Source organism: Salipaludibacillus aurantiacus, assembly GCF_900111295.1.
GTDB classification, from domain to species: Bacteria; Bacillota; Bacilli; order Bacillales; family Salisediminibacteriaceae; genus Salipaludibacillus; species Salipaludibacillus aurantiacus.
The window spans coordinates 133848-158077 of record NZ_FOGT01000002.1; the positions used below are offsets into that span (position 1 = coordinate 133848).

Annotated in this window: 25 protein-coding genes; 4 read left to right on the plus strand and 21 right to left on the minus strand. The window is 44.9% G+C overall.

What is annotated here, in order from left to right; genetic code table 11:
• Positions 1-292: 292 nt before the first annotated feature.
• Positions 293-1798, minus strand: coding sequence for a D-alanyl-D-alanine carboxypeptidase/D-alanyl-D-alanine endopeptidase (dacB, locus tag BMW59_RS02690; protein ID WP_245732923.1), 1506 nt, complete (start codon positions 1796-1798; stop codon positions 293-295).
• Between the two features lie 239 nt (positions 1799-2037).
• On the opposite strand from dacB, the gene BMW59_RS02695 reads away from it, so the two are divergent.
• Entirely contained in the window at positions 2038-2469 is a 432-nt protein-coding gene (locus BMW59_RS02695; protein ID WP_093047485.1) for a DUF2621 domain-containing protein, read from the plus strand.
• Positions 2470-2676: 207 nt separating this feature from the next.
• Here BMW59_RS02695 and BMW59_RS02700 read toward each other — a convergent pair whose 3' ends face one another.
• From BMW59_RS02700 to yneA, 15 genes are all read right to left on the minus strand, one after another.
• Entirely contained in the window at positions 2677-3198 is a 522-nt protein-coding gene (locus BMW59_RS02700; protein WP_093047486.1) for a CcdC family protein, read from the minus strand.
• A gap of 180 nt (positions 3199-3378) precedes the next feature.
• Entirely contained in the window at positions 3379-3993 is a 615-nt protein-coding gene (locus BMW59_RS02705; protein ID WP_093047487.1) for a hypothetical protein, read from the minus strand.
• 1 nt (position 3994) lies between these two features.
• Positions 3995-4567 (minus strand): peroxiredoxin family protein, encoded by a 573-nt coding sequence (locus BMW59_RS02710; protein ID WP_177174164.1) that lies wholly within the window; start codon positions 4565-4567, stop codon positions 3995-3997.
• A gap of 293 nt (positions 4568-4860) precedes the next feature.
• On the minus strand, positions 4861-5067 hold the full coding sequence (copZ, locus tag BMW59_RS02715) for a copper chaperone CopZ (RefSeq protein ID WP_093047489.1): 207 nt from the start codon (positions 5065-5067) through the stop codon (positions 4861-4863).
• Positions 5068-5192: 125 nt separating this feature from the next.
• Positions 5193-5516, minus strand: a complete 324-nt coding sequence (locus BMW59_RS02720; protein WP_093047490.1) for a metal-sensing transcriptional repressor — start codon at positions 5514-5516, stop codon at positions 5193-5195.
• Between the two features lie 68 nt (positions 5517-5584).
• Positions 5585-6028: a DUF3284 domain-containing protein gene (locus BMW59_RS02725; RefSeq protein WP_093047491.1), complete on the minus strand. Its 444-nt coding sequence runs from the start codon at positions 6026-6028 to the stop codon at positions 5585-5587.
• A 19-nt stretch (positions 6029-6047) separates the two neighbouring features.
• Complete coding sequence (locus BMW59_RS02730; RefSeq protein WP_093047492.1) at positions 6048-7856, minus strand: ABC transporter ATP-binding protein; 1809 nt, start codon at positions 7854-7856, stop codon at positions 6048-6050.
• Positions 7853-9610 (minus strand): ABC transporter transmembrane domain-containing protein, encoded by a 1758-nt coding sequence (locus BMW59_RS02735; RefSeq protein WP_093047493.1) that lies wholly within the window; start codon positions 9608-9610, stop codon positions 7853-7855. The genes BMW59_RS02730 and BMW59_RS02735 overlap by 4 nt, the downstream gene beginning before the upstream one ends.
• A 98-nt stretch (positions 9611-9708) precedes the next feature.
• A complete protein-coding gene (mnmH, locus tag BMW59_RS02740) occupies positions 9709-10773 on the minus strand; it encodes a tRNA 2-selenouridine(34) synthase MnmH (protein ID WP_177174165.1) in 1065 nt (354 codons plus the stop codon).
• A 328-nt stretch (positions 10774-11101) separates the two neighbouring features.
• Positions 11102-11311, minus strand: a complete 210-nt coding sequence (locus BMW59_RS02745) for a YneF family protein (RefSeq protein WP_093047495.1) — start codon at positions 11309-11311, stop codon at positions 11102-11104.
• Positions 11312-11436: 125 nt separating this feature from the next.
• On the minus strand, positions 11437-11886 hold the full coding sequence (gene sirA / locus BMW59_RS02750) for a sporulation inhibitor of replication protein SirA (RefSeq protein ID WP_093047496.1): 450 nt from the start codon (positions 11884-11886) through the stop codon (positions 11437-11439).
• 210 nt (positions 11887-12096) lie between these two features.
• Positions 12097-14097, minus strand: a complete 2001-nt coding sequence (gene tkt / locus BMW59_RS02755; RefSeq protein WP_093047497.1) for a transketolase — start codon at positions 14095-14097, stop codon at positions 12097-12099.
• A 235-nt stretch (positions 14098-14332) separates the two neighbouring features.
• Entirely contained in the window at positions 14333-14578 is a 246-nt protein-coding gene (locus BMW59_RS02760) for a DUF896 domain-containing protein (protein ID WP_093047498.1), read from the minus strand.
• A 204-nt stretch (positions 14579-14782) separates the two neighbouring features.
• Positions 14783-15436 carry a YneB family resolvase-like protein gene (locus BMW59_RS02765; protein ID WP_093047499.1) on the minus strand — a complete coding sequence of 218 codons (654 nt, stop codon included), beginning with the start codon at positions 15434-15436 and terminating at the stop codon, positions 14783-14785.
• Entirely contained in the window at positions 15433-15744 is a 312-nt protein-coding gene (gene yneA, locus BMW59_RS02770) for a cell division suppressor protein YneA (RefSeq protein WP_093047500.1), read from the minus strand. The genes BMW59_RS02765 and yneA overlap by 4 nt, the downstream gene beginning before the upstream one ends.
• A gap of 200 nt (positions 15745-15944) precedes the next feature.
• On the opposite strand from yneA, the gene lexA reads away from it, so the two are divergent.
• The 3 genes from lexA to BMW59_RS02785 all read left to right on the plus strand — a co-directional run bounded on the left by lexA (position 15945) and on the right by BMW59_RS02785 (position 18230).
• Positions 15945-16565, plus strand: a complete 621-nt coding sequence (lexA, locus tag BMW59_RS02775; protein ID WP_093047501.1) for a transcriptional repressor LexA — start codon at positions 15945-15947, stop codon at positions 16563-16565.
• Positions 16566-16671: 106 nt separating this feature from the next.
• Positions 16672-17907 carry a DNA polymerase IV gene (locus tag BMW59_RS02780; protein ID WP_245732937.1) on the plus strand — a complete coding sequence of 412 codons (1236 nt, stop codon included), beginning with the start codon at positions 16672-16674 and terminating at the stop codon, positions 17905-17907.
• Positions 17904-18230 (plus strand): YolD-like family protein, encoded by a 327-nt coding sequence (locus BMW59_RS02785; RefSeq protein WP_093047503.1) that lies wholly within the window; start codon positions 17904-17906, stop codon positions 18228-18230. Before BMW59_RS02780 ends, BMW59_RS02785 begins: the two co-directional genes overlap by 4 nt.
• 112 nt (positions 18231-18342) lie before the next feature.
• On the opposite strand, the gene BMW59_RS02790 is transcribed toward BMW59_RS02785, so the two are convergent.
• From BMW59_RS02790 to BMW59_RS02810, 5 genes are all read right to left on the minus strand, one after another.
• Positions 18343-19200: a M14 family zinc carboxypeptidase gene (locus tag BMW59_RS02790; protein WP_093047504.1), complete on the minus strand. Its 858-nt coding sequence runs from the start codon at positions 19198-19200 to the stop codon at positions 18343-18345.
• Between the two features lie 274 nt (positions 19201-19474).
• Complete coding sequence (locus tag BMW59_RS02795) at positions 19475-20431, minus strand: sodium-dependent bicarbonate transport family permease (protein WP_093047505.1); 957 nt, start codon at positions 20429-20431, stop codon at positions 19475-19477.
• Between the two features lie 262 nt (positions 20432-20693).
• A complete protein-coding gene (locus BMW59_RS02800) occupies positions 20694-21062 on the minus strand; it encodes a Na-translocating system protein MpsC family protein (protein WP_093047506.1) in 369 nt (122 codons plus the stop codon).
• Positions 21063-21280: 218 nt separating this feature from the next.
• Positions 21281-22696, minus strand: coding sequence for a MocR-like pyridoxine biosynthesis transcription factor PdxR (pdxR, locus tag BMW59_RS02805; protein ID WP_093047507.1), 1416 nt, complete (start codon positions 22694-22696; stop codon positions 21281-21283).
• A 20-nt stretch (positions 22697-22716) separates the two neighbouring features.
• Positions 22717-23958, minus strand: coding sequence for an MFS transporter (locus BMW59_RS02810; RefSeq protein ID WP_177174166.1), 1242 nt, complete (start codon positions 23956-23958; stop codon positions 22717-22719).
• Positions 23959-24230: the final 272 nt, after the last annotated feature.

Genomic DNA, 24230 nt, shown 5'->3' on the forward strand with positions numbered 1-24230 from the left:
CCTTTCTTGTTTTTGAAAATCCAAAGGCCCGTATATGATTTTTACTTTCTTTGAAGCTCAAAAAGACCATGGAATTTTCATATTTCTGAATTTTCACTACAGAGATAATTATAATTTAAACCTCTGGATGGTCAAGGACGCTGTGGAGGGATGTTTGGGCAGCAGGGATGTATTTGCTTTGATTTATAGCTAATACCTTCGAAAAATGTCGATTTGATTATATCTGAACTCGCCGCTTAAAAAACAAAAAGCCTCCGGTAAGATTCCTCACCGGAGTGTGTTATTGCTTCTGCTATTCTTCTTGCTCCCTGGAAAACTCAGCAAGTCTTTCGGCAATTTCATCTTCGAGGTGTTTTGGATGGCTGCCGGTATAGTTGTTTATAATGATAGAGAAGATCAGTTCTTCTTCATCTGCCGTAGTCACATATCCTGATAAAGACGTTTTAGAGGTGACAGTTCCTGTCTTCGCCTGGACGTTCCCTTCTGCAGCTGTACCAATCATGCGGTTTCTTAATGTTCCTCCTGTCATGCGGTCAGAGGCTCCCGCGACCGGAAGAGAGCTGTAATAAATGTCGTACCAGTCTTCCTGCTGCACGTGCCGGAGAAGTTTAGTCATCTCTTCTGTTGGTATTTTATTTAAATGAGACATTCCTGAACCGTCCCGCAGCTGAATTGCAGATGTATTAAGCCCGGCTCCCTCCAGGTAATCTTCTACTACAGCAAGTCCAGCATTCCAGCTTCCTTCACCGTTGATTTTTTTTCCCATTGTTTTTGTTAAAATTTCAGCAATGCTATTGTTACTGAGCTTCATGAATGGATCGAACAGCTCGGACAGCGGCATTGACTCCCTTTCGGCAAGCGCCACCGCCCCTTCAGGTGTTTCACCTAGAGTGAGTTCCCCCTGGACTTTGACTCCGTGCTCCTCAAGAGACTGATGGAAAAGGCTTTGGGCGAGCTCAGTCGGTTCCCAGATGGCAATCCAGTTCCGCCATCTATTTCCGTCTGTCGGAATCGTTCCTTCAACAAAAATATTGTTGTTGCCGTGTTCACGACCCCAGTTTACCGTACGCGGCCCGCCGGCTTCTACTGTATCTACATCGTTAAGAATAGTCACATAGTCAGTGTGAGGGTAAACGGTGGCTGTCGTCTCATCCCCTGCTTCATCACCGGGATAAACTTCCACTATCACTGAACCGGCGTCATAATCTTCATCAGGTGACACTGTCAGGGCAGAAACCTGGGCAGCTGTGTGGCGGCGCTGGTTAAACCATGACATATCGAGAGACAGTCTCATATCATCAAAGAAGGTATCATCTGCTACGAGATCGCCCTGAATCACTTTAATCCCCTGTCCGGCGATCTCCTGAGCCAGTTCATCATAATCTTCAGAAAGCATTGTCGGGTCTCCGGTCCCTTTCAAATAAAGATCACTATGTAACACTTTCCCCGAAAGTCTTCCGTCACTGTAAACCCCTGTTGTAAACGTGTGATCCGGTCCCAATACATCGAGAGCCGCCGCACCGGTTAAAAGTTTTTGCCCGGAGGCGGGAACAACACTCGTGTCACTGTTATAAGAGAACATGTCCTCATCTGACTCCGCCGATCTGACGTGCACAGACGGCAGAGCGTGGTCAAGGTCATCGTTTTGAATAATTTCCAGCAGATCTGAGCGTAATTCCTGCTCAGCCGTTAACTCGGAATCTGCACCGGCACCGAACTGGATCATGGCGGCCAGGCCCATCACACTTAAAAGACTGATCCCGCTTATGAACCTCTTTTTCTTTAAAATTTTAACCAACCCCTTACATATTTTTTAATAATTTACACTATTCAATCATATTTGACTTCAGGCCTCTTTTCATGGGTCGAACGCTTTCTGTTCTAATTGGTTTGCAGGACTTATAGAGGGGGGTGAAATCCTACTTTTCTATAACCCGCACGTTTCTTTTCACCCCTGTTTACAAAAATAAGCTAAGTCTTTTCAGAACAGTGGAAATGTCGTAAAATAATAATCGGACAGAAAGAGGTGGTAAGGTTATGGGCAATGATATTTTTATGTGGTTTATATTTCTGTGGTCCGTGTTTATTTTTGTACTCATCGCCATTGGCGGTTATTTTATGTTCCGCAAGTTTTTGAAAAAGATGCCGAAAGAGGATGGAAAATCAATATTGGACTGGCAGGATTATTATATTAATGAAACGCTCCATTTATGGACAGACGACCAGAAAAAGTTTTTAAATGAGCTGGTGGAGCCGGTTCCTGAAATATTCCGCGATGTGGCAAAAGGGAAAATAGCCGGAAAGATCGGCGAACTTGCACTCGAGGAAAAAGCCGGGGAAATGCATGTAGAATTGATTATTAAAGGATATATTCTCGCTACCCCGAAACGTGATCACAAATTTCTGAGAAAAAAGCTTGCTGAAAAAAACATTGATGCAGACCCTTATGAAGCCTATTTTAATCAATAAGCTCAGTTAAGCTTTGCTATTAATTTACGCTTCAGGATGCTCGCTTTCCGCGGGCGGTTCGGTAGCCTCCTCGGCGCAAAGCGCCTGTGGGGTCTCCCTTGAATCCGCTTTTCCCGCAGGAGTCTCGCTCCTTCCGCTTCAATTGGTCTTTAAATCAACCTTTAACCAAGCCAATCAATAAAAAAGCCCGGCACCTTCCGTAACGGATTAAGGTGCCGGGTTTTGCATCTGTAATGGCCATTTGGAGTCTGCTGACGCCTGGCGGGCTTTCAGCTGACGCTCCACTTCTTTAAATTTAATATACATGGCAATACGCCATGGCAAAATCATGCCGAATGCGAGGATAAAGAACATACCGGCAAGTACTTCGTATTCGAAGTAAATCCCGAAAGTCAGTTTAAAAGCGATTCTCAGTCCCAGCAGTCCAAGCAGAATAAAAGGAAATGCTTTGGAGCGCTTCATATATATGTCTCTGCCGCGTATTTCAAACGATGACGTTTTAATAAGAATAATAGAAAAAAGCAGGCCAACCGTAAAGGCTTCAATCACTTCAAGACCAGTGATTTCCCTGACCGGCGGATACAGGAACATAAGAAAGCCGGTAGACATGGCGAGAGGCGGAATCAGTATTTTCCTTACTGAAGCCGGCCGTTTCATCGCTTTCATACGGACAAATATAGCAAACAAAGCCATACAGACAGCTAAAATTGTAAATAAGATGGCGTACATTGAAATTACCCCCTGACAATTAAATGCCGTCTTAAATGATGTGCGGCCCTTAAAAAACCCCTTTAGAAAGATTCAGCATCACGCTTTCCTTCCGCAGACGCCCTGCAGACCAAGGTGATCACATTACCCCTCTATCAAACATATGACTAATAGAGCCTTTGAAAAATTAGTACAAGTTTATTATACATGAAATGGCATCATAAGTAAGTACACAGCCACAATAGAAATAATAAAATACACACTTTTTCCGGTAACCGCTTCTTTTTTAAAGAAGACAAGAGCGCCAAGAAAGGACAGGAAATAAAGCCATACATAATAAAAATTTACCGGGTGGACCGTCGCGCCTTCAAGGCTGAAACCTGTATTAAACGGTGAAACTGCGCCGTACTGACGGACAAAAATATTAAAAAATATGAGTGAAATGAGCACCCCGCCCAGAAGCGCTTCCCATACATCTGCAGGCCACTGCTTACGGAAAAAGTAAATAATGATAATCAGGAAAGCTGCGGCCATTGCGGCAGGAACTGCCCACGGGCCTCCTGAAAAGTAGATTAAATTTCTTAAGTCCGACAGGAGTGACGGCTGAAGCACAAACGGCCAGAATTTAAATACAGCCACTCCTGCTATAACAGCGATCGTCACTTTATCCATTATTTCCTCCTGCTGCTCTGTCCCTTTCCACTTTAAATAACGGGAGACAGCGAAGAAACCTGTCATAAGTGCAAGCAGCAGGAATAAAAGTTCCACTGATAAAGTTAGCGGTCCAATCGACCATGTCGTTAGCGGATGAAACATATTATGAACCCTCCCCCTGTCTCAGTGCCTGAATTTCCCTCTCTAATTCAGCATAAGTCAACGCCCCTGTTTTCCGGTACGTAATGGCGCCTTCTTTATTAATGAAGACAGTGGCAGGCACCGGCGGTACGTAATACCTTTCTGAGACGCTTCCGTTTTCATCAATGATATTTGTAAAGGTCAGGCTGTTTCTTGAAATAAATTGTTCGGCTTCAGAAAGCTGATCCTGGTGGGACGCATTGATGCCAATAAGGGCCACTTCATTGCCGTAGTCCTGATGGGCCTTTTCGATTGCTTCACTTGAAGCCTGGCAATAAGGGCACCATGAAGTCCAAAAATAGAGAACGATACCTTTCTCCCCCTTGGCTTCAGCAAGAGAAAAGGACTGGTCATCAAATGTCTGCGCTTCAAAGTCCGGGGCGTCATGGCCTGGCTGAGCATAAGATAAAGGCCCTTCTCCGCCTTCCTCAAATTGCTGCTGTTCCTGTCCCATCCATAAAAATAAGACGGCGGACACAGCCATTAAGCCAAAAACCACTCTTTTTAAAACAAGCATATCATCACCTAATTTCAATATTTACAGTATACACGTACAGGTATATTCCTTCCGTATCATACCACACATAAGTGTAAAGAATAAATTATTTTATCCTGTCCTCGCACTCGAACGAACCGTGCTCAAGGCGTGCGTTTACTGGCGCCGGTGATATAAAAAAGCTGCTCCTTAACGGGAGCAGCCTGCTTAACTGTAAAGGTTTCCTCAGACAATACGAATACCTTGCTTGTCCAAGCCGTTTGATCCTCTTCTCTCAAGCTTTTAAAAAGCCTAAGCTTCGGTCAACTGCCGCCTTGGTATAAAAATTTATTTTATACGACGTCGTACCCTTGATCTTCAATTTCTTCTTTAAGAGTGGAAAGGTTCACCTGGCTGTCCTCGTATTCAACGGTTACATTATTGGCATCAAGGTTTACTTCTGCTTTTGCCACCCCGTCCACTTTATTTAAAGCGCCTTCTACAGCCTGTTTGCAATGGTTGCATGTCATTCCTTCTACTTGGATGGTTTCTTTTTTCATAGTGACTCTCTCCTTTAAATTTAGTAATTAAGGTGATGCCTGGTGTCAGGCAGATAAACGGCAGGATACAGCTTTTTGACCCCAGTGCAGCGCCGCTGCAGCGGCGCTGGAGGTTTTTCCGGCAGTCAGGATTTTGAAAACTGCTGGATCACTTTCATCAGTTCATTGATGGTTTCTTCTCCCTCACCCTGTTTGACAGCATTCGTTACACAGCCCCGGGTATGGTCTTCAAGAAGCGTATACCCTACTTTTTTAAGAGCTGCGTTGACAGCCGATACCTGGACGAGGATATCGACGCAGTACCGGTCTTCCTCGATCATTTTCTGAATGCCTCTTACTTGGCCTTCCACACGCTTTAACCGCTGAATCAGCAGTTTTTTGTCTTCTTCAGACCGCATTTTAGCCGGAGTTTTTTCAGGTGTCAGAGGAATCGTTAATTTTTCATCCATACTTTTCACCTCTACCGTTTGTTACTTATACCGTACCCCTGGAGCGTATAGAAGTCAATAATGTTCACTCAATGTTCACCTTCTATAAATTTTTTGAGGTAGATTAAATGGTCTTTCTCTTCCCTGATCAGCATTCGCGTCACAATCGGTTTAGTCAGTTTCAGAATAAACTTCTCCGGAATGACTGTCCCCTCAAAAGTGATTTCCGTCCAGCCGTCCTGGACGTCCTTAAAACTGTACCGGTAGTTTACTTTCATGCCGTTTGCCTGGCTTGTTAAACCGTATATTTCAAAAGGCTGATACTCAGTGATTTCTACGTCCGTACCGACTTTACGGTTTGACAGCTGGCGGTATTCCCTGTACTTGGCCCCCGGCTCCTTTACTTTGTCATTCAGACTCTCTACTTTTGTAACACTTACAAACATATCTTTTGCCTTTTCAGGATCGGCAACTTGCTCAAAAACTTCTTTTGCCGGTGCTTCTATTAATACTTTTTCAAAAATATCCGCCATGGCCAAAAACCCCCTTTATCTAAATCGCTGGTCCCTGCTCTGAAACGGCCAGTTTTTCCGCCCCTTGCTGCAGCAGATACATTTTTTCATACAGGCCTTTTTGAGCTAATAGTTCTTCGTGTTTTCCTTGTTCAACAATTCTTCCCTGGTAAAGGACAAGGATATGGTCGGCATTTTTAATAGTTGACAGACGATGGGCAATCGCAATTGTCGTTCTGCCGCGCCTCATTTTTTCCAGTGCTTTCTGGATTTCTGTTTCTGTTTCTGTGTCCACGCTTGCGGTCGCTTCATCAAGGACAAGTATTTTCGGCTCTTTAGCCATCGTCCTGGCGAAAGACAGCAGCTGTCTCTGCCCGCTTGAAAATGTGGCTCCCCTCTCTCCTACCGGATGGCCGTAACCTTTCGGGAGCTCTCTGATAAACGGGTCAGCATGAACAAATTCAGCTGCTTCTTTGACCTTGCTGTCACTGATGTCCGAATCAAAAAGACGGATGTTATGCGTGACGTCTCCTACGAAAAGAAAAGGATCCTGAAGCACGAGCCCCATTTTAGAACGCAGTTCCTCATTGCTGAATTCTTCTACCGGTATGCCATCGATAAGTATTTCACCGTGTTCCACCGTATAAAAGCGCATCAGTAAATTAATAATTGAACTTTTACCGCTGCCCGTATGGCCGACAAGAGCCAGTGTGTCACCTTCATTTACTTTAAAGCTGATATTCTTTAATACATCCTGTCTGCCGTCGTAAGAAAACGTCACATTTCTAAACTCAATCTCGCCTTTTGTAATCTGCGGGTCCGCTGTCCCAGTTTTAGCCGGTGCAAATTCGTCGTGATCCATAAGACGGAACACTCTTCCCGCTGAAATCATCGCCTGCTGGAAAATTGAGAGCCGCTGCATAATCTGGTTTACCGGCTCAAAAAAACGGTCGAGGTAATTTACGAAGGCATAGAGCACACCGATTTCAACCGGACTGTTTAAGGACGTGATTCCGAAAAAAGTTAAGACGAGTACGAGCGCCATAATGGAAATAAAATCGACCGCAGGACGCAGTAGCAGGCCGTCAAGCTTCATGCTCTTATACCATGCATTATGGTGGGCTTCATTAATTTTTTTAAATTCCCTGTTCATGCGCCGTTCCTGTCGAAACAGCTGTATTATTGCCATTCCCTGAATTGACTCATTTAAACGAGCGTTTAATTCACTCAGTTTTTCACTCATTTCGGCGTAATATGCCGAACTGAATTTCCTGTACAAATGCATAATAATATAAATCATCGGCAGTAACACGAGACAAAACAGGGCGAGCTGGACGTTCAAATAAAACATAGCTGCAAAGACACCGATCAGGAAAACAATATTCTGCAGGAAAGTTGCCAGTACACTCACATACAGCTCTTTCACCTGTTCAGTATCATTTGTAATTCTTGACACGAGTCCCCCTGTCGGGAACTGGTCAAAAAATGACAGGCCGAGCTGCTCTACCTTTTCAAATATATCAATCCTCAGTTTTTGTATGATCTTAAGTGCTGTCTTTTGAAACAACAGAGACTGGGTGTAATTCATTACCGCGGCAGACAAATGAAGAAGCACGTAGCCCGCTCCGAGAAAAATAAGCGGCTGCAGATCAAACACTCCAGGTGTTAAAAAGTCATCGATAAATATTTTGATAAGGATCGGCCCTAATATTTCTGCCCCTGTTCCGCCTACGAGGAGAACCATGGCCACACTCAGTATTTTCCAATGGCTTTTCGCGTAAGCAAGCAGCCTTTTAAACACCGGCCTCTGCGGCAATGGGGTGAGTAAATGTTTGTGGCGCTCAATCATGACGGTTCACCCCCTTTTTTAACTAAGGACTCAAGCTGCTGATGATCGTACATTTTCCGGTACCAGCGGTTGTTAGCCATTAACTCCTCATGGGTGCCGTGTTCACTGATTGTCCCGTTGTCCATTACTGCAATCTGGTCAGCATGTTTAATGGCACTCAGCCTGTGAGCGGTAATAAAAGTTGTTTTTCCGGCACGCAGTTCTCTTAGATGATGCAATATCTGTTCTTCCGTTTTCGCATCCACTGCTGACAACGAATCATCCAGCACAAGGACTTCCGGGTCAGCAAGCAGAGCACGGGCAATAGAAATCCGCTGCTTTTGCCCTCCCGAAAGGGTGACACCCCGTTCTCCTACGACAGTTTCATATCCATCATCGAACTGAAGAATATCATCGTGAATGGCAGCAAGCCGGGCCGCTTCCATAATTTCCGCATAAGACGCGTCGGGCTTTGCGAAACTGATATTATCAGCAATGGTAGCGGAAAAGAGAAAGTGGTCCTGCGGGACATACCCAACCGTCGTTCTCAGCGCATCCAGCGTATAACGGTGAATCGGCTTCTGTTTAAACAGAATCGTCCCTTCATCAATATCAAAGTCCCTCATTAAAGAACGGACAAGCGTTGTTTTACCGCTCCCCGTCCTGCCGGCAATCCCCAGTGTCTCTCCACGTGAAATATGTAAATTGATATTTTGTAAAGCCGGGGCTTCTTCCTGCTCATATGAAAAACGGCCGATCCGGAAAGTGATCTCTCCTTCCGGGGGATTCTGGTCTGCATCCGGTTCATCGACGATCTCCTGTTTGACCGCCAGCAGACTGGAGATGCGGTCATAGGAAGCCCGCCCCCGTTCAACGATGTTAAACAACCAGCCAAATGCCAGCATCGGCCAAATCAGCAGACCTAAATACACCGTAAAACTCGTCAGCTGGCCGATTGTAATGTCGCCTGCAACAACAAACATTGAGCCGAAAACAATGGATAAAAAGAAAGAAAATCCGACAATAAGTGAAATGGTCGGGTCAAACAGCGCATCCACTTTAGCCACTTCAATGTTTTTATTGACCACATTGTCCGACTCTTTTCTGAATGAGTCCGCATCTTCTTTTTCATACCCGAACGTTTTAATTACTTTAACTCCAGACATGCTTTCCTGCACCTTATCGTTTAGTGAGGAAAATGCCGCCTGGGCTTTTGAAAACCGTTTATGGAGCATTGCCCCGTATTTGCTCGTGGCCAGAGCCATAAACGGCATGGGGATCAGCGCAATAAGTGTTAATTCCCAGCTGATCGTAACAGCCATCGTTAAAATAACAAATCCGCCCATAGTCAATGAGTCGACAAGCGTCAGGACGCCGGCTCCTGCTGTCTGCTCCACTGCGCGAATATCATTTGTCGCATGAGCCATTAAATCACCTGTCCGCCGTTTTTGAAAAAACGAGGACGTCATTTTTGAAAAATGTCCGTAAAGCTGGTTCCGCAGAAGCCGGGCCAGCCGAATCGCCGAGCCGAAGATTAAAATGCGCCAAATATAACGGAACACATACACGGTAATGGCGAGGCCGAATAAAATGAGCATCCACTGCCACAAAATCTCCTCTGTCAATGTTTCCATAGAAATATGGTCCACGATGACCCCGACGATGTAAGGCGGGAGCAGGGAGAGGACCGATACGATTGCCAGGATAGCAATCCCTCCCCCGTAGCGCCATTTTTCCTGCTTGAAATACCACATTAAATCAATAAATACTTTCATAGAGTGGCACACCCCGTTTTTCCATTTATATGTATTTTGAGTTCATTTTACCATAGAGGCCATGGCCACAGTGATAAGTTATTTTAATTCGGAGCTAGTCACAGCATGCGGTCAATTTCATGCTGAATCGCCGGGAGGATCCTTTCGTCATCCAATGGAGCAAGGTCGACAGTTCTTACTTCCTGCCTGTTTACATAGCCGTTTTGTTTGTGGGTGTAACGGCGGTCATAATAGTGCTGCAGCAAAAGCTCGAACAGACACTCGTAATTTCCGGTTTCCATAGCCTCTTCCGCAGATGGTTTTATTTGGTCGGGAAGCCTGCGCCATATTTTATTAAGGGCTAAACGAATGTCATTTTGATAAGTGAAGGGCTGGTAATCGGCCATCAGATGCCTGATTCGCCGGTCCATCCGGTCTTTAATTTCTATAAAATTCCCCTGTTCTTTTGCGCTAATAATAAAAGGCGGCACGGTAATTCGGCCGATCCGTTTGCTCTCCGCCTCAATGATAAAGGTATGGTTTTTTGCAGCACACTGTTGGAGCTCCTGAACGAGTTCGAACTCAAATTGTTTCTGGGTTTTTGGTGTCAGGCCTATATGGCCGAAGACTGACCCGCGGTGGTCAGCCAGTCCTTCGAGATCCAGGACAGGATAGCCTTGTTCTTTCAGCTGCCTGAGCCATGCTGTTTTTCCTGTGCCGGTCAACCCGCCCAGCACAATTGTCTTCCAGTTTAAAGCTGAAAAGCTGTCAAGGCGGCTGAGGACATGCTGGCGCACCGCTCTCATACCGCCTTTCAACTGCCGGACAGGCATTTTCATCGACAGCATCGTTCCGACGAAGGCTCCGCTTCTCATGCCTCCTCTTGCGCAAGTGACCACAGGTGTTTTCCCCTTATGCTCTTTGAGCAGGCTAATCCACTCATCATAAAATGCCGGAAGCTTTCGGGCATAAATCTCCATGCCCGTTTTTTTAGCTTTGGCCCGGCTTTCCTGCTTGTAAATAGTCCCTATCAGCTTTCTCTCTTCATTTGAGAATAACGGCAGACTGATACTGCCGGGGAGATGAAACTCTTTGTATTCTTCAGGGGATCTGACATCAATGATGAATTGTCTGCTCTCATTTATCTCTTCATATGTAATGGCTGGAAAGGAGTAGCTTTCCATAAGTATCACCTTTTTTCGTAATGTTCTGCCGCACCTTAACAGCAGGCAGGTGTGCCGGTGCCGGTGCTGCCCTTGACGTGCCTGCAGAAGTGTGCGCCTTCCAAGCACCGCTATTCCCATTATACCTTTTTTAGCTGTATGATTTCAGGAAAATCAATTGGACGGCTGGATATAAGAAAAATGAGAATGAGCGGGAGAATTATTTGGGAAATTGTGAAATATTCGACTTGCCTCCGCCTTGGTTATAGCTTTAAGTTTCTTTCACTTTAAATTTTAAAAAAGTCCTTTTAAGGATAAAAAAACACTCCTGAAAAGGAGTGTTCCGGTCTTATTTTTGGTTTTGCATTGCTTTCATCATTTGATTAATCTTCTTTTGCGATGGATTCATGCCCATTTGCATCATCATCACTCGCAGCATTTTTTCATTGATTGGCGGATTTTTCTTCATGTAATTCATCATGTACTGTCTAGCGATAAAGAACCCGATTGCGATTCCTGCTAACAGAGCGATGACACCGATTAAAATATTAACCCACATCGGCGTTGACCCTCCTTCTTTTATCTCTGGATTTCAGTTAGTAAAAACTTGTATTATGAACCCTATCTATTATACCTTAACGGTTTGTACAATAAAAGGGCTGAAGGAGAATTAGTCATAATTCGCTACTTGTCCTGCATGAAATTGACTACCCTGATCGGTTTAAGCCAGCCGTACTTATTTTCTTCGTAATTAATCGCCAAAAAATATGAATGGAAGCTTCTAAGCACCTCAAAGAAGCGTGTTTCCGCATCTATGGCGCCTTCAGCCGTCAAAATCATTTTGTCCGGATGCATCTCTAATTTGGCATAGCTGTTTTCTCTGCGGTCATACAGCGTATGTTCATATTTACTATAACTGTAAGCTTTATTATGGAAAAAGAACTGGTGGATATAATGATCCAGGTTTTCCCTGGAGTAAGGTTTCGTAATGTATTCTATCTGATTCGTTGTAATGGCTTTTAGCACACCTTGTGAACAGTTGTTTTCTTTAAACAGATGAAAAAGCTTTTTTTCCATGCCATGATACATATGGGCGACTTCTTCTTCAATCAGTACAATTTCATAGTTTCTCATCCTGCTCACCTCTCCTCTGCTCCTTATTCCCTTTATTATAAAAGACTAGCAAGAGGAGAATTGTCAAAACCTGTCCCATAAAAGTGACTTATTTTGTCTAAAAAACTTCCAGCATATGGGGGGTCTGACCCCTTTGTGAATTTTCACAAATAAAAAGGCGCCGCAAAAGGAGCGATCCTTTTGCGGCGCGGCGGCTTGTTACAGCCGGTTTTATTTTTTTTCCAACAGCTGTTTAAAGCGTGTTACGACGTTTTCAACAGTAAAGCCGTACTCTTTAATGATACGGTCTCCCGGTGCTGAGGCACCGAATGTATCAATACCTAATACAGAGCCCTCGCTTCCTGTATAACGGTCCCATCCAAGAGTGGCAGCCATTTCGATTCCTAAGCGGTGCTTCAGGTGGCTTGGCAGGACAGACTCTTTATATTCTGCGGACTGCTGTTCGAAGCGGTCCCAGCTAGGCATACTGACAACTGATACGTAGATGCCTTCTTTCTCAAGCGCCTGCTGTGCGTCAACTGCAAGAGCCACTTCAGACCCTGTTGCAAGAAGAAGGCCGTTAGCTTCGCCATTTGCTTCTGACACAACGTAAGCTCCTTTTCTTACCCCTTCGTCTGCTTTTTCTTTTGTTGACGGCAGCGTCGGAAGGCCTTGACGTGTGAGCACAAGAACAGTCGGCTGGTCAGTGCTTTCTACGGCTGTTTTCCAGGCAGCAGTTACTTCGTTGCCATCAGCAGGACGGACAACAGACAATCCAGGGATCGCTCTTAATCCCGCAAGCTGTTCCACAGGCTCGTGCGTCGGCCCGTCTTCACCTACAGCGATGCTGTCGTGGGTAAACACATAAGTGACCGGCTGTTTCATCAGTGATGACAACCTTAACGCCGGGCGTAAATAGTCTGAGAACACAAAGAATGTTGCCGCGTAAGGTTTTATACCGCCGTGAAGCGCCATTCCGTTAACTGCTGCAGCCATAGCAAACTCACGTACGCCAAACCACACGTTTCGCCCTGCATAATTATCGCGGGAGAAATCTTCCTCGTCTTTAAGCATCGTTTTGTTGGAAGAAGCGAGGTCCGCGGAGCCCCCGAATAAACTTGGCACCTTCTGAGCAATCGCGTTTAGTACTTCACCGCCTGTAGCTCTTGTTGCCGCTTTGTCTCCTTCTTCATAAACAGGAAGCTCTTTATCCCAGCCTTCAGGAAGTTCGCCTTTAATAGCTGTTTCAAGCTGATTGCCAAGCTCCGGATAAGCTTTTTTATATTCTTCAAATTTCTTATTCCATTCGTCTTCTTTCTTTTGCCCTTCTTCAGCAAGCTTCTTGTAGTTTTCTTTCACTTCATCAGGGACATAGAAATCCTCTTCGAAAGTCCACTTATAAGCTTCCTTCGTCAATTTTACTTCGTCTTCTCCAAGAGGCGCACCGTGGGAAGCTGATTTTCCGCTTTTGTTTGGAGCACCATAGCCGATAACCGTTTTGACTTCCACAAGGGTCGGGCGGTCATCTGCTTTTGCTGATTCAATTGCATTTGTGATTTCCTCAAGGTCGTTTCCGTCCTCTACTCTGATCACCTGCCAGCCGTAAGCTTTAAAACGGTCTTCTACACTTTCAGAGAAAGACTGGTGAAGATCGCCATCGAGTGAAATGTCGTTGGAATCATAAAAAACAACTAATTTGCCCAGCTTTAAATGTCCGGCAAGCGAAGCGGCTTCTGCGGAAACCCCTTCCATCAAGTCGCCGTCACCGCAAATGCTGTATGTATAATGATCTACTACATTAAAGTCATCGCGGTTAAAAGTCGCTCCTAAGCGGGCTTCTGCCATCGCAAAACCGACTGCCATAGCTACACCTTGTCCTAATGGCCCTGTTGTTGCTTCCACTCCAGGTGTATGCCCGAATTCAGGGTGTCCAGGTGTGCGGCTTCCCCACTGTCTGAAACTTTTCAGATCTTCCATAGTCACGTCATAGCCGTGCAGGTGGAGCAAGCTGTATAACAGCATAGATCCGTGGCCGGCAGAAAGGATGAACCGGTCTCTGTTAAACCAGTCAGGATTAGAAGGGTTATGATCCATATACTGTGAAAACAGTTTATACGCCAAAGGCGCTGTGCCCATAACCATTCCCGGGTGGCCGGATTGTGCTTTTTCAATACTGTCAATCGCTAATGTTCTTATCGTATTAATCGATAAATTGTCAATATTTGTTGACATAAAAAAATCAGCCTCTTTTCTCTTGGTTTGTGTATACCCTTACTCTACTACATATAATATACCTTTTGAAGAGGTTAGACAACCTCCTCAAACAGAGAAAGTGATCTGCTGAACAAGTTAATTAAGAAGTGGTAATTGCTGGGGGGTCAGACCCCCCAGTAATTACCAAACTAAAAAGGCAGCAAAACGGGGTCCGTTTTGCTGCCTTTTTAATCGCCTTCCACCCTGGGGTCCCTTAATGCAGAGGCCCTTGGGTGCCTCGGGTCTTTTTCTCATGCTTTAATTTATCCGGCGTGACGTCATTTCCCTCTTCATCGACAACTTTCACAGAGGTTAACTGGTTCTTAAATGACTGCCGCACATTTTTCAAGTATTCCTGCCGCAAGTCTTTCTGTTCTTTTTGTTCCTTTAAACTGAGTCCTTCGCTTTTGGATTTTCTGGCAAGCTCATTGATCCTTTGAATCTTATCTTTACTAAGCAATTGAATTCCTCCAGTTGGTGCTTATTGCTCCATACATCTTAATAAACTTTGGAGGAGGTTTCAAGTCATCTGCTTCTTATAAAGGTATTTCCTGACTACACAGACATTTACCAGGCCGTTCAGCCGCTTGCCCCAGACTGCCGGCCCCAATGAGACCTTCCCGTTTTTACAGCTGCATCTGCTGCTTTCCCGCTAAAGAAAGCCTCACTCTGATCCGGCACTTTTCCGCTGGTGCTCCTGGTACCTCCGGTGAGCCGTTGCTTTTGAAATGGAATATCCGAACCCACGCAGCATGGCTGCAACTTCATGAAAAGTCAGGCCGCTTTCCTTCAGTTTAATAATCTCCTCAATCGGTACTTCTTTCCGTTTCCTGCCGCCGGCATTTTCGGCGTCCTTCAAGTTCTTATATGGCGAATACCCCTCTTCCACCGCCCGTTTCATGCCCCGTTTAATTTTGGCATTATGCAGTTTGCGCTGGTACTCTTCTACAATTGCCACGATATCAAGTACCATGGAATCTGTTTCGGAGAGGGAGAGTTCGCCATCATCTTTTAATGAATAGATAGTTACATTCATCTTCTGCAGCTGGTGGATTAAAGCCATTTTAGCGTTGCCTCTTCCCAGTCTTGTCTCATCCTGGATCAGAAGGGCATCTATTTGGCCGCTTTTACATATATCCAATACAGTAAGTATGCCATCACGATCAGCCTCATATCCGCTTGCCTGCTCTTCAATGACAGCTTCGACAGTAATATTCCATTCTTTTGCTGCAGCAGTCAGTTCTGCTTTTTGCCGTTCAATTGACGTTTGCTGTGTTTCTTTCTCCGTGCTGACTCTTGTGTAAATTAACCCTCTCACTCTGTGGCAACACCTTTCAGTTCTCCCGGAACAGCCAGTTTCTGTCCAGGGAAAATCTCTTCATCTTCTAAATTATTGGCTGATTTAATCCAGACAATCGCTTCCTCAATAGTTAAATCCATTTCTTCAGTGGCGGATCTCGCAATCGCCCACAAAGATTCCCCTTCTGACACTGTCCACTGGGAATCAATATAAAAATCTTCTGCCTGCTTCTCGTCTTCTGAAAATAACGTCCAGGAAAATAATATAACAGATAATAACAAAATCAGCATCGATCCATCAACATAGTTTTTAAGAAATTTGGTCATTTTGAGCACCTCACATAAGAATGTTTGTTCTCCTTTTCACTGTAATCGGAACAGGCGTTCGTGTCAAGAGAAAAAAGAGAACGTTCGTTTGCGCAACTTGTGTTCTCATGGTATAATGTTCCTGTCACTACTTATATTGATTTAAACTATGTTGGACAAGCATGAAATAGAACAGTATTAACTTTAAAGAGGTGTTTCACATGTCAAAACTGTCTTCACGGCAGCAAGCGATCCTGGAATTTATAAGATCAGAAGTAAAAGATAAAGGTTATCCGCCGTCAGTCAGAGAAATTGGTGAAGCTGTAGGTCTTGCTTCCAGTTCCACGGTACACGGTCATTTATCACGGCTTGAGAAAAAAGGGTACATCCGCCGTGACCCGACTAAACCCCGTGCTATTGAAGTCATCGGCCTTGAAGAGTCTTCCCCGGTCTCTGAAACACCTTCTCTTCATATTCCTCTTATCGGGAAGGTTACAGCCGGACAGCCTATAACTGCCATTGAGAATGTGGAAGAATACCTGCCGATGCCTGCCAGCTTTGTGCAGGATGAGCATTCATTTATCCTCGAAATTTCGGGTGATTCGATGATTGAAGCGGGGATTTTTGACGGGGACTATGTTGTCGTCAGACAGCAGAATTATGCTAATAACGGCGATATTGTCGTAGCGATGACAGAAGATGATGAAGCGACGGTTAAACGGTTTTTCAAAGAAGAAAACCACATTCGTCTTCAACCGGAAAATGCCACGCTTGAACCGATCCTTTTAAATAATGTCCATATTCTGGGCAAAGTGATCGGGGTCTTCAGAACTATTCATTAATTAAACGGGTCCTGGACCCGTTTTTTTCTTTTTTTTGGAAAACGAACAAACGTTCTTGTTTTTCCTCCCCTCTTTATGTATTCTTATTATTAAGGAGGGAGAACACATCATGAAGAAAGTCATTTTTTTAGTTGATATGCAATCCTTTTTTGCTTCAGTTGAAAAAGCAAAACACATGCGGAATTTAAACCGCCCCCTCGTTGTGTCAGGCGACCCGGAACGGCGCTCAGGTGTTATTTTAGCAGCCTGCCCTTTAGCCAAACAAGCCGGTATTAAAAACGGCGAAAGGTTATGGGAAGCTGAACAGAAATGCCCGGGCCTGGTCACTGTTCCTCCGCACATGCAAGAGTACATCGACAATTCCATGGCTATTACTGAAATTCTGGAAAGTGTCACCGATTTAGTAGAACCGTACAGCATTGATGAACAGTTTATGGACGTCACCCATTCACAATCGCTTTTCGGTTCTCCGGAGGATATTGCAAAACATATTCAGCATGAAATTAACTCAAAGCTCCAGGTCCGTGCCAGAGTGGGCATTGGAGAAAACAAAGTCCTGGCAAAAATGGCGTGTGACAACTTCGCCAAAAAAAAGAAAGACGGTATTTTTCATTTAAAAAAAGATGAAATTGAAACAGTTTTATGGCCGCGGCCGATTGAAGACCTCTTCCGGGCAGGCGGAAGGATGTCCAATCATTTGCGGCGGCGGGCGATACGCACCATCGGGGATCTCGCCCGCACAGATGTGAACAAAATTAAGAAGGAGTGGGGCATCCACGGCCAGGTGCTCTGGATGAATGCCCACGGGGTGGATTACTCACCCGTTTCCCTGTCTTCCACAAACGGGCAAAAAGGGATCGGAAACGGCATGACCCTGCCGCGGGATTATCATAAGGAATCAGAAATAAAAGTAGTCCTGCTGGAACTTTGTGAAGAAGTCTGCCGCCGCACAAGGCACGCCCGGGTCATGGGCCAGACGGTGACGCTGGGGATTTCCGGGGCAAGTTATGAAATAAGAACGGGTTTTCACCGTCAATTGACCATGCCTGAACCGACCAATATTACAATGGAGGTATACCGGTACGCCTGCCAGCTTCTAGATACCTTTTGGGACAGAGAACCGATTCGCCGACTGCACGTGTCGCTTACCGGCCTTGTCAGCGATGAAGCGGTTCAGCTGAACTTATTTGAGCCTGCCCGCGACTACACCATCCAGTTAGGCTACGAAACAGACAAGATTATCAGCAAATACGGTAAAACGTCTCTCATCCGTGCGGCTTCCCTTCTGCCTGCGAGCCAGGTAAAAGAACGGGCTGCTAAAATAGGAGGGCATTACAAATGAGCGATTATCTAAAACGCGGCAACCTCATGTGGGAAGGCAGCAGGATGATGCTGCCCGAACATCTCCAGGCGCTGCGCGAACGGAAAAACAAAGTGAGAGAAGACCCGCCCCCTTCCCTCACTGAGGAGGAACTCACGGAATTTGGCCTGATCGCCCACGATTCGCTCCACCACACACTCGAGGTCAAAATTATTTACTGGCGGGACGGGTTTAACCACGAAATAGCTGGGATTATCGACCGGATAGACGGCTACGCGAGCCGTTTTAAAATCGAAAACAAGTGGATAGAGGTAAAAGAATTAAAACGTATTGAACGCCTTTAACCCTCCCGTATGAAATCACATAAAACCCCCTCAACTTGAGGGGGTTTTTATATTTGCGGATGTTTTGCCCAGCCAGGTCCTTTCTTAAGCCCTGCTGCACGGCCGAATCTCTCTAAGAAGGGTTATGGGTGTAAAAATAATCGCTTGCCGCTTTAAAGAAAAAGTAAACCGTCGCCATGCCCGCCTTCATAATCTCCTCATCTGACAGGATTTGGACCACCCCGTCCCCGAAATCAACAGGACGGTACATTTCTGAAATGATAGATAAGGTTTCCGGGGTATAAGGATTTTCAGTGGCGCTCATATATCTTCTTGACAGCCCTTTACGTGCCTCATTAGTGGAGCTGTCCCATGTCCCAACAGACTGACTCGTATAGGAAGAAAGAGAGTCTGCAATAAAGTCTCTGACATGAAGGTTCGAATCGTGCATATTTCCGACCACAAGGTCAGGCTGACTCTGGCCTTCGTCTTCTCTGGCGGCCATTAAATGACAGTCAAGGTAAGCAAATGGTTTTAGTTTTTCAACCGCTTTTTGAATATTCTGCGATTCCACCTGCGAAAAATCATGAAAGTCCCTGTTTACATCCACTCCGTTGGCATTTTTTCTTCCCTTTAATTCACTGTAAGGCTCCGCCTCGTCATATCCCCACGGATTTCCTACGGGAAGGTAAGCAATATGGAAATCAGTGAGAAGCTTGTCCCTGAATTCCTTATCCGGAAACGTATCGTCCCGCAGCTGTTCCATAAATCGAAGCGTATACTGGGCCGCCTGCCATTCTGTCCCGTGCAGGGACGCGGACAGAAAAATAACCGGTTTTGTTTTATTTCCCATTTCCACCAGGTACATATTATATTTTCCGCTTGAATCTTCACCTATCACAGAGACGTCTTTAAAACGTGAGAGTCTCGCCTCTACTTCACTGTAAGGCTCGTATGCCAAGCTTCCTTCAAGCTCGTAGCGTAAAGCCATTAAAAAAACCACCTCTCTGAATACAGCTAAGCGCACTCGCAAACTAGAAGTCTCAAATTAATGAGCTTACGGGGGTAGTGACTGGCACCTGCCATCCCTGCACTCCTGCAAAGTTTTTAATATCAGCTGTAGAATTAAAAATACCCTGAAACACCGTGTGAAAAACACTTCGTTTCCATAATTATCACTATTACCCAGAAGGTGCAGCACAGCCGCCAAATAAAAAAGTGCGCCCCTGTCAGAGACAAGTGCGCACTTTAACTTTATATATTTTTTAACCCGCCACGAGCTGAATGAATAGCGGTATGCCAACAATCAGGTTAAACGGGAAGGTGACGGCCAGAGCCATCGTTAAGTAAAAGGACGGCTTTACATCAGGTACTGAAGCCTGGAGCATCGCCGGTGCCGCAATGTAAGAACCGCTTGCCGCAAGAGCCATAAACAGCACGGTGCCTCCTTCAGAAAAGCCGGCCGCTTGAGCCATCATATACCCGATGGCGGCCCCGATGACAGGGAAGACAATCCCCGCAGCAATAAGGCCCCAGCCGTATTCTTTAATCACGCCGAGCTGCTGTCCAACCTTTAATCCTAATCCTAGTAAAAACAACAGCAGTACGCCCGGAAACAGATCAACAAAAAACGGCTTAAGCATGGCAGCATCAGGTGTAAAATATCCTGCTACTAACCCCGCAATCAGCAGCAAAATACTTTTTGACATCAAACTGTCGAGCATCACCTGGGTCGCCCCGGCTTTAGGCACAATGCCAAACACAGGGGATTTAAAGTGCTGATAAATCATTAAAGCTACTACAAGACCGGGAATTTCCAGAAGAACGACAAGCGTCGTCATATACGGCTCATAGCCAATCCCCATCTGATCAAGCTGTGCGGTAGCCGCAGCAAAAGTGACTAATGAGACTGACCCGAATGTCGCAGCCATAGCAATCCGTTCCTCAAACGTAAATTTAAACAGCACGCCGATAAAATACCCCACAATCGGCAAAATAAGCCCTAAAATAAGTGCTGCGGCGAGCGGTGCCACCACTTCATCAATACGGACCTCTGCCAGGCCCATTCCCCCTTTTATGCCGATCGCCAATAATAAATACATATTCAGACCAATAGACAAACCATCAGGCATTTTCAGATTCGACTTTCCAACTGCCGCAAGAATCCCGACAATAAACAGAATGACCGGGGGACTCGTCACCACATACAATAAGCTTTCCATACAGATAACCTCCTAAATGACAGTTTAATTGTAAAGGTTTTCACTCATCAAAAAAAGCGCACACTCAAAAGAGTGTACGCTGTGTGTGCATGGCTTACTTTTGTAAAAAGTCTTCCATATCACCAACAATCGCATTGGATTATGATGAGAGGCTCCATTCACTCATCCGGCGGCTCAATCTCCAAAGATGGCTCTTGAACTGCCCTGAGCGAACGTTTCCTCTTTTATTATTATGCATTAAAGTGAGTAAGTCAACAAAAATTTAATCGTTGTCTGTCTGATCCCATTGTTTATTAAATTTGAGCACAATAAGCCGCTCCCCTGTTTTTGTGCTGATATCGGTATGCAGCGAGATCAGCTTCAAACCAAACACCTCGTGAACCATCTCTTCAAGCTGCTTCCGCCCGGATTCCACAAGGTCGTTTCTGAATTTCTTAATCTGATCCCTTCCTGAAATTGATTCAGCCATCTGATACTCAGCCGGTGTTAAAACCCCTGCGAGAGTTATAAGCGCCATATCCCGAATCAATTCACACTTACATGACAGGGATCCCCTGCCCAAATACTCCTTCTCCCATTGAGTAATCTTTACACTTAACGCCATTTCCAGCTGTCCCTTCGTCTTCTTCACATCTCTCAGCTCGCTCTCTCTCTATACGTATGTAATAAAACTACTTGATATTACGAACTCCGTCAACCGGAATTTGTAGCAGTTTCATCTTACCTTCTATCCTTAAAAAATACTTCTAGCCTTTCTCTAAAGTTCCCGCTTTGTCTGGAACTGGCAGCGCTCACAAATAGAGGGACTGCCCCTAATTGTTTAAATTATATGAGACAGAGCTGAAATAATCAGTTAAACCACGCTTCACTTAAAGCTTTAATGCCCGAATTAATCTCCTGTTCACGTATGCCGCCAAATCCGATTATAAATGTCGGCTGTTCAAAGAGATTGTTTGCCGGATCATACCACATATGAGAGGTCCCGGACACGTTAATGCTGTGGTTTGCGGCAATTCTCACCAACTCATTTTCATCACGTGCGTCATTAAGTTGAACAACGACATGCAGTCCTGTTTTTTCTCCCAACACCCTCGCCTTTGAACCCATGTAAGCCTGAATAGCGTCAACCATCCTGTCCCGTTTCTTACGGTATACTTTCCGCATACGAAGCAGGTGTCTGTCCCAATGCCCTTCCTTCATAAACAGTTCGATCGTTTTTTGATGAATTAATGAGGCCGTTTGCTGATAAAGATAAAAAGACTCGCTGTATCTTTGAATAAGCACCTTCGGAAGTACCATATATCCGACTCGTAAGGATGGCAATAACGATTTGAAAAATGTCCCCATATAAATCACTTGCCCTGCTGGATCTAATCCTTGTAAAGAAGGGATAGTCGTCCCGCTGTACCGAAGCTCACTTAAAATATCATCTTCAATAATATACGCGCCTGATTGTCGGGCCCATTCCAGCAGACTGATCCTTTTTTGAATAGGTAATGTCATCCCGAGGGGATATTGATGAGACGGGGAGACAAACACCAGATCAGGATCCATGTCCTTCACCACGCTCACATTCAAACCGTCTGCTTCCAAAGGAACAGGCTCCAGGGTGTAACCAGCGTCTTCGAAAACTTTGGCCATCAGATGATAGCCAGGCTCCTCCATTCCAACAGTGCCCTTTTTCATGCCGATAATGTGTAATAACAGCATCATTAAATATTGTGAATTGGCCCCAATTATAATCTGATCTTCAGAACAGTTAACTCCCCTGGAATGATGTAAATACGTTTTCAATTCATGCCGCAGTCCAGCATCCCCCTGAGTTGAACCGTGCTGAAACACATAATCCGGACAGTCGTTTAACACCTTGGCCGTTATTTTTCTCCAGACACTTAATGGAAAGTGGTCTTCATCAATTTTATTATCATTAAAATCTATGTCATAATGCTGTGTTTCTAATCGTACGGAATCGTCTAGGTCTGAATAAGCCTCTGTCAACCTTTTAAAAAAATGCGTATCAATGGCTTGAACAAAGTACCCGCTTTTAGGCCGGCTTTCCAGATATCCTTCTGATATTAGCTGGTCATAAGCTGATTCAATGGTAATTTTGTTGACACCGAGCTGTTCTGAAAGTGATCTGATGGAAGGCAGACGAGTATGTGAAGGGATATGGCCTGATTGAATCTCTTTCTTAATATAGTTATACAGCTGAATATATTTCGGAGTGTTTACCGTATCGTCGAATTGGTATGTGAGCTCCAGCATTATCCAGCACCTCTCTTTCTTTATACAGCTTTTTCACGAATTACAGCTTCTCTTGTGAGTATAAAGCCTGCCAGGCCAATCAGTACTAATGAGAGCCACAGCACCACAAATGCCGCATGCAGCCCTGCCATCCCTATAATCATACCAGCGAGCAGGCTTGACCCTGATTCCCCTACAAACGCTACCGTTGACCAGACACTAAAGACTTTCCCTAACCTGTTTTCAGGTGTGAAACGCTGAATCATCAAAACCATAGGCAAATCATTCATGGCCTCCGCGATTCCTGCGATTAGGGCAAAAATGAGGGCTAAAGCCAGCCACGGGGATAAACCGACCAAAGCAATAGCACTTCCCCACAAGGCCCAGCCTGTATATATATAATGAGTATACGACTTCATTTTAATTTTCCCAAGCCATACAGCTCCAATGATGTTCCCCACTCCAAAAGTCGCCAATATAATTCCGAACCCTTCAGGCCCCATCTCCCACTCAGTATCTGAAACAATGGGTAACCCTAACCGTTCGATCCCCGTTTGAAATAACAGAACAGCACCAAACAGCATGATTGTCCAAAACAGCGGTTTAATTGTACTCATAAATATAAAGGTTTCTTTAATATCTTTATACACGCTGACTCGTTTATCCAGCTGAACAGCCGCCCTGATTCTTAAAGGGAAAATTAACAGTGCTGAGAAAAGGAGCAGCAGGAGAAAAACGACATACACGCTCATCGCAGAATACTGGGCTATTAAAACCCCGCCAAGAGCGGGTGAAATTGTTTTACTAAGCTGGGACAAAATCTGGAATACTGAGTTCCCCGCCGGCCAGTATTCAGACGGCAGAACCTGTGGCACTAAAGACCGGATAGCAGGACTGTAAAAACACCTTAAACTTACTACTCCAAAAGCAGAGAGAGCGACATGCCAAACCGTCAGCAAATCACTCATATATAAAATAGGAACCCCTGTTAATATGAGTGCCGATACGAGATTACTGATAACGATTATTTTCTTTTTATTAAGACGATCGGCGTAAACACCGCCAATCAGACCGAATATGAGATACGGTGACGAGGCTCCTAATATCATGCCCCCTGCTATGAACGCCGACTGTTCCAATCCTTTTGTCATATCGTAAACAAGCCAGAAAAACCCTACCTGGAACATCATAAACCCGAAATTCGCAAATGTATTTACCAGTAAGACGAGAAGATACCGTTTTTGGCTAAGTAAATCTTTGTATGCTATGCGCGGCTCTTGCATATTTCTCACACCCCTTAAAATAGTCATCTTCATTGTAAAAAGATGCTGACATGTTTATAAGGGTTAAACCACACATTTTTAACAGGGTCAGATAAGGAAGGGGGGCAATTAGGACCCAACTTATAAATATTTTAATTTTTGACACGGGAACAAAAAAGGGTCGGGGACAAAACTAAAGACAAGTTTATAAAAGACGAAGAATAATTTTATCAGACAGGCGGGGGACTTTTAGTTTTACCAGTTATTCAATTGCCTCAGCTTTTTTGATTAAA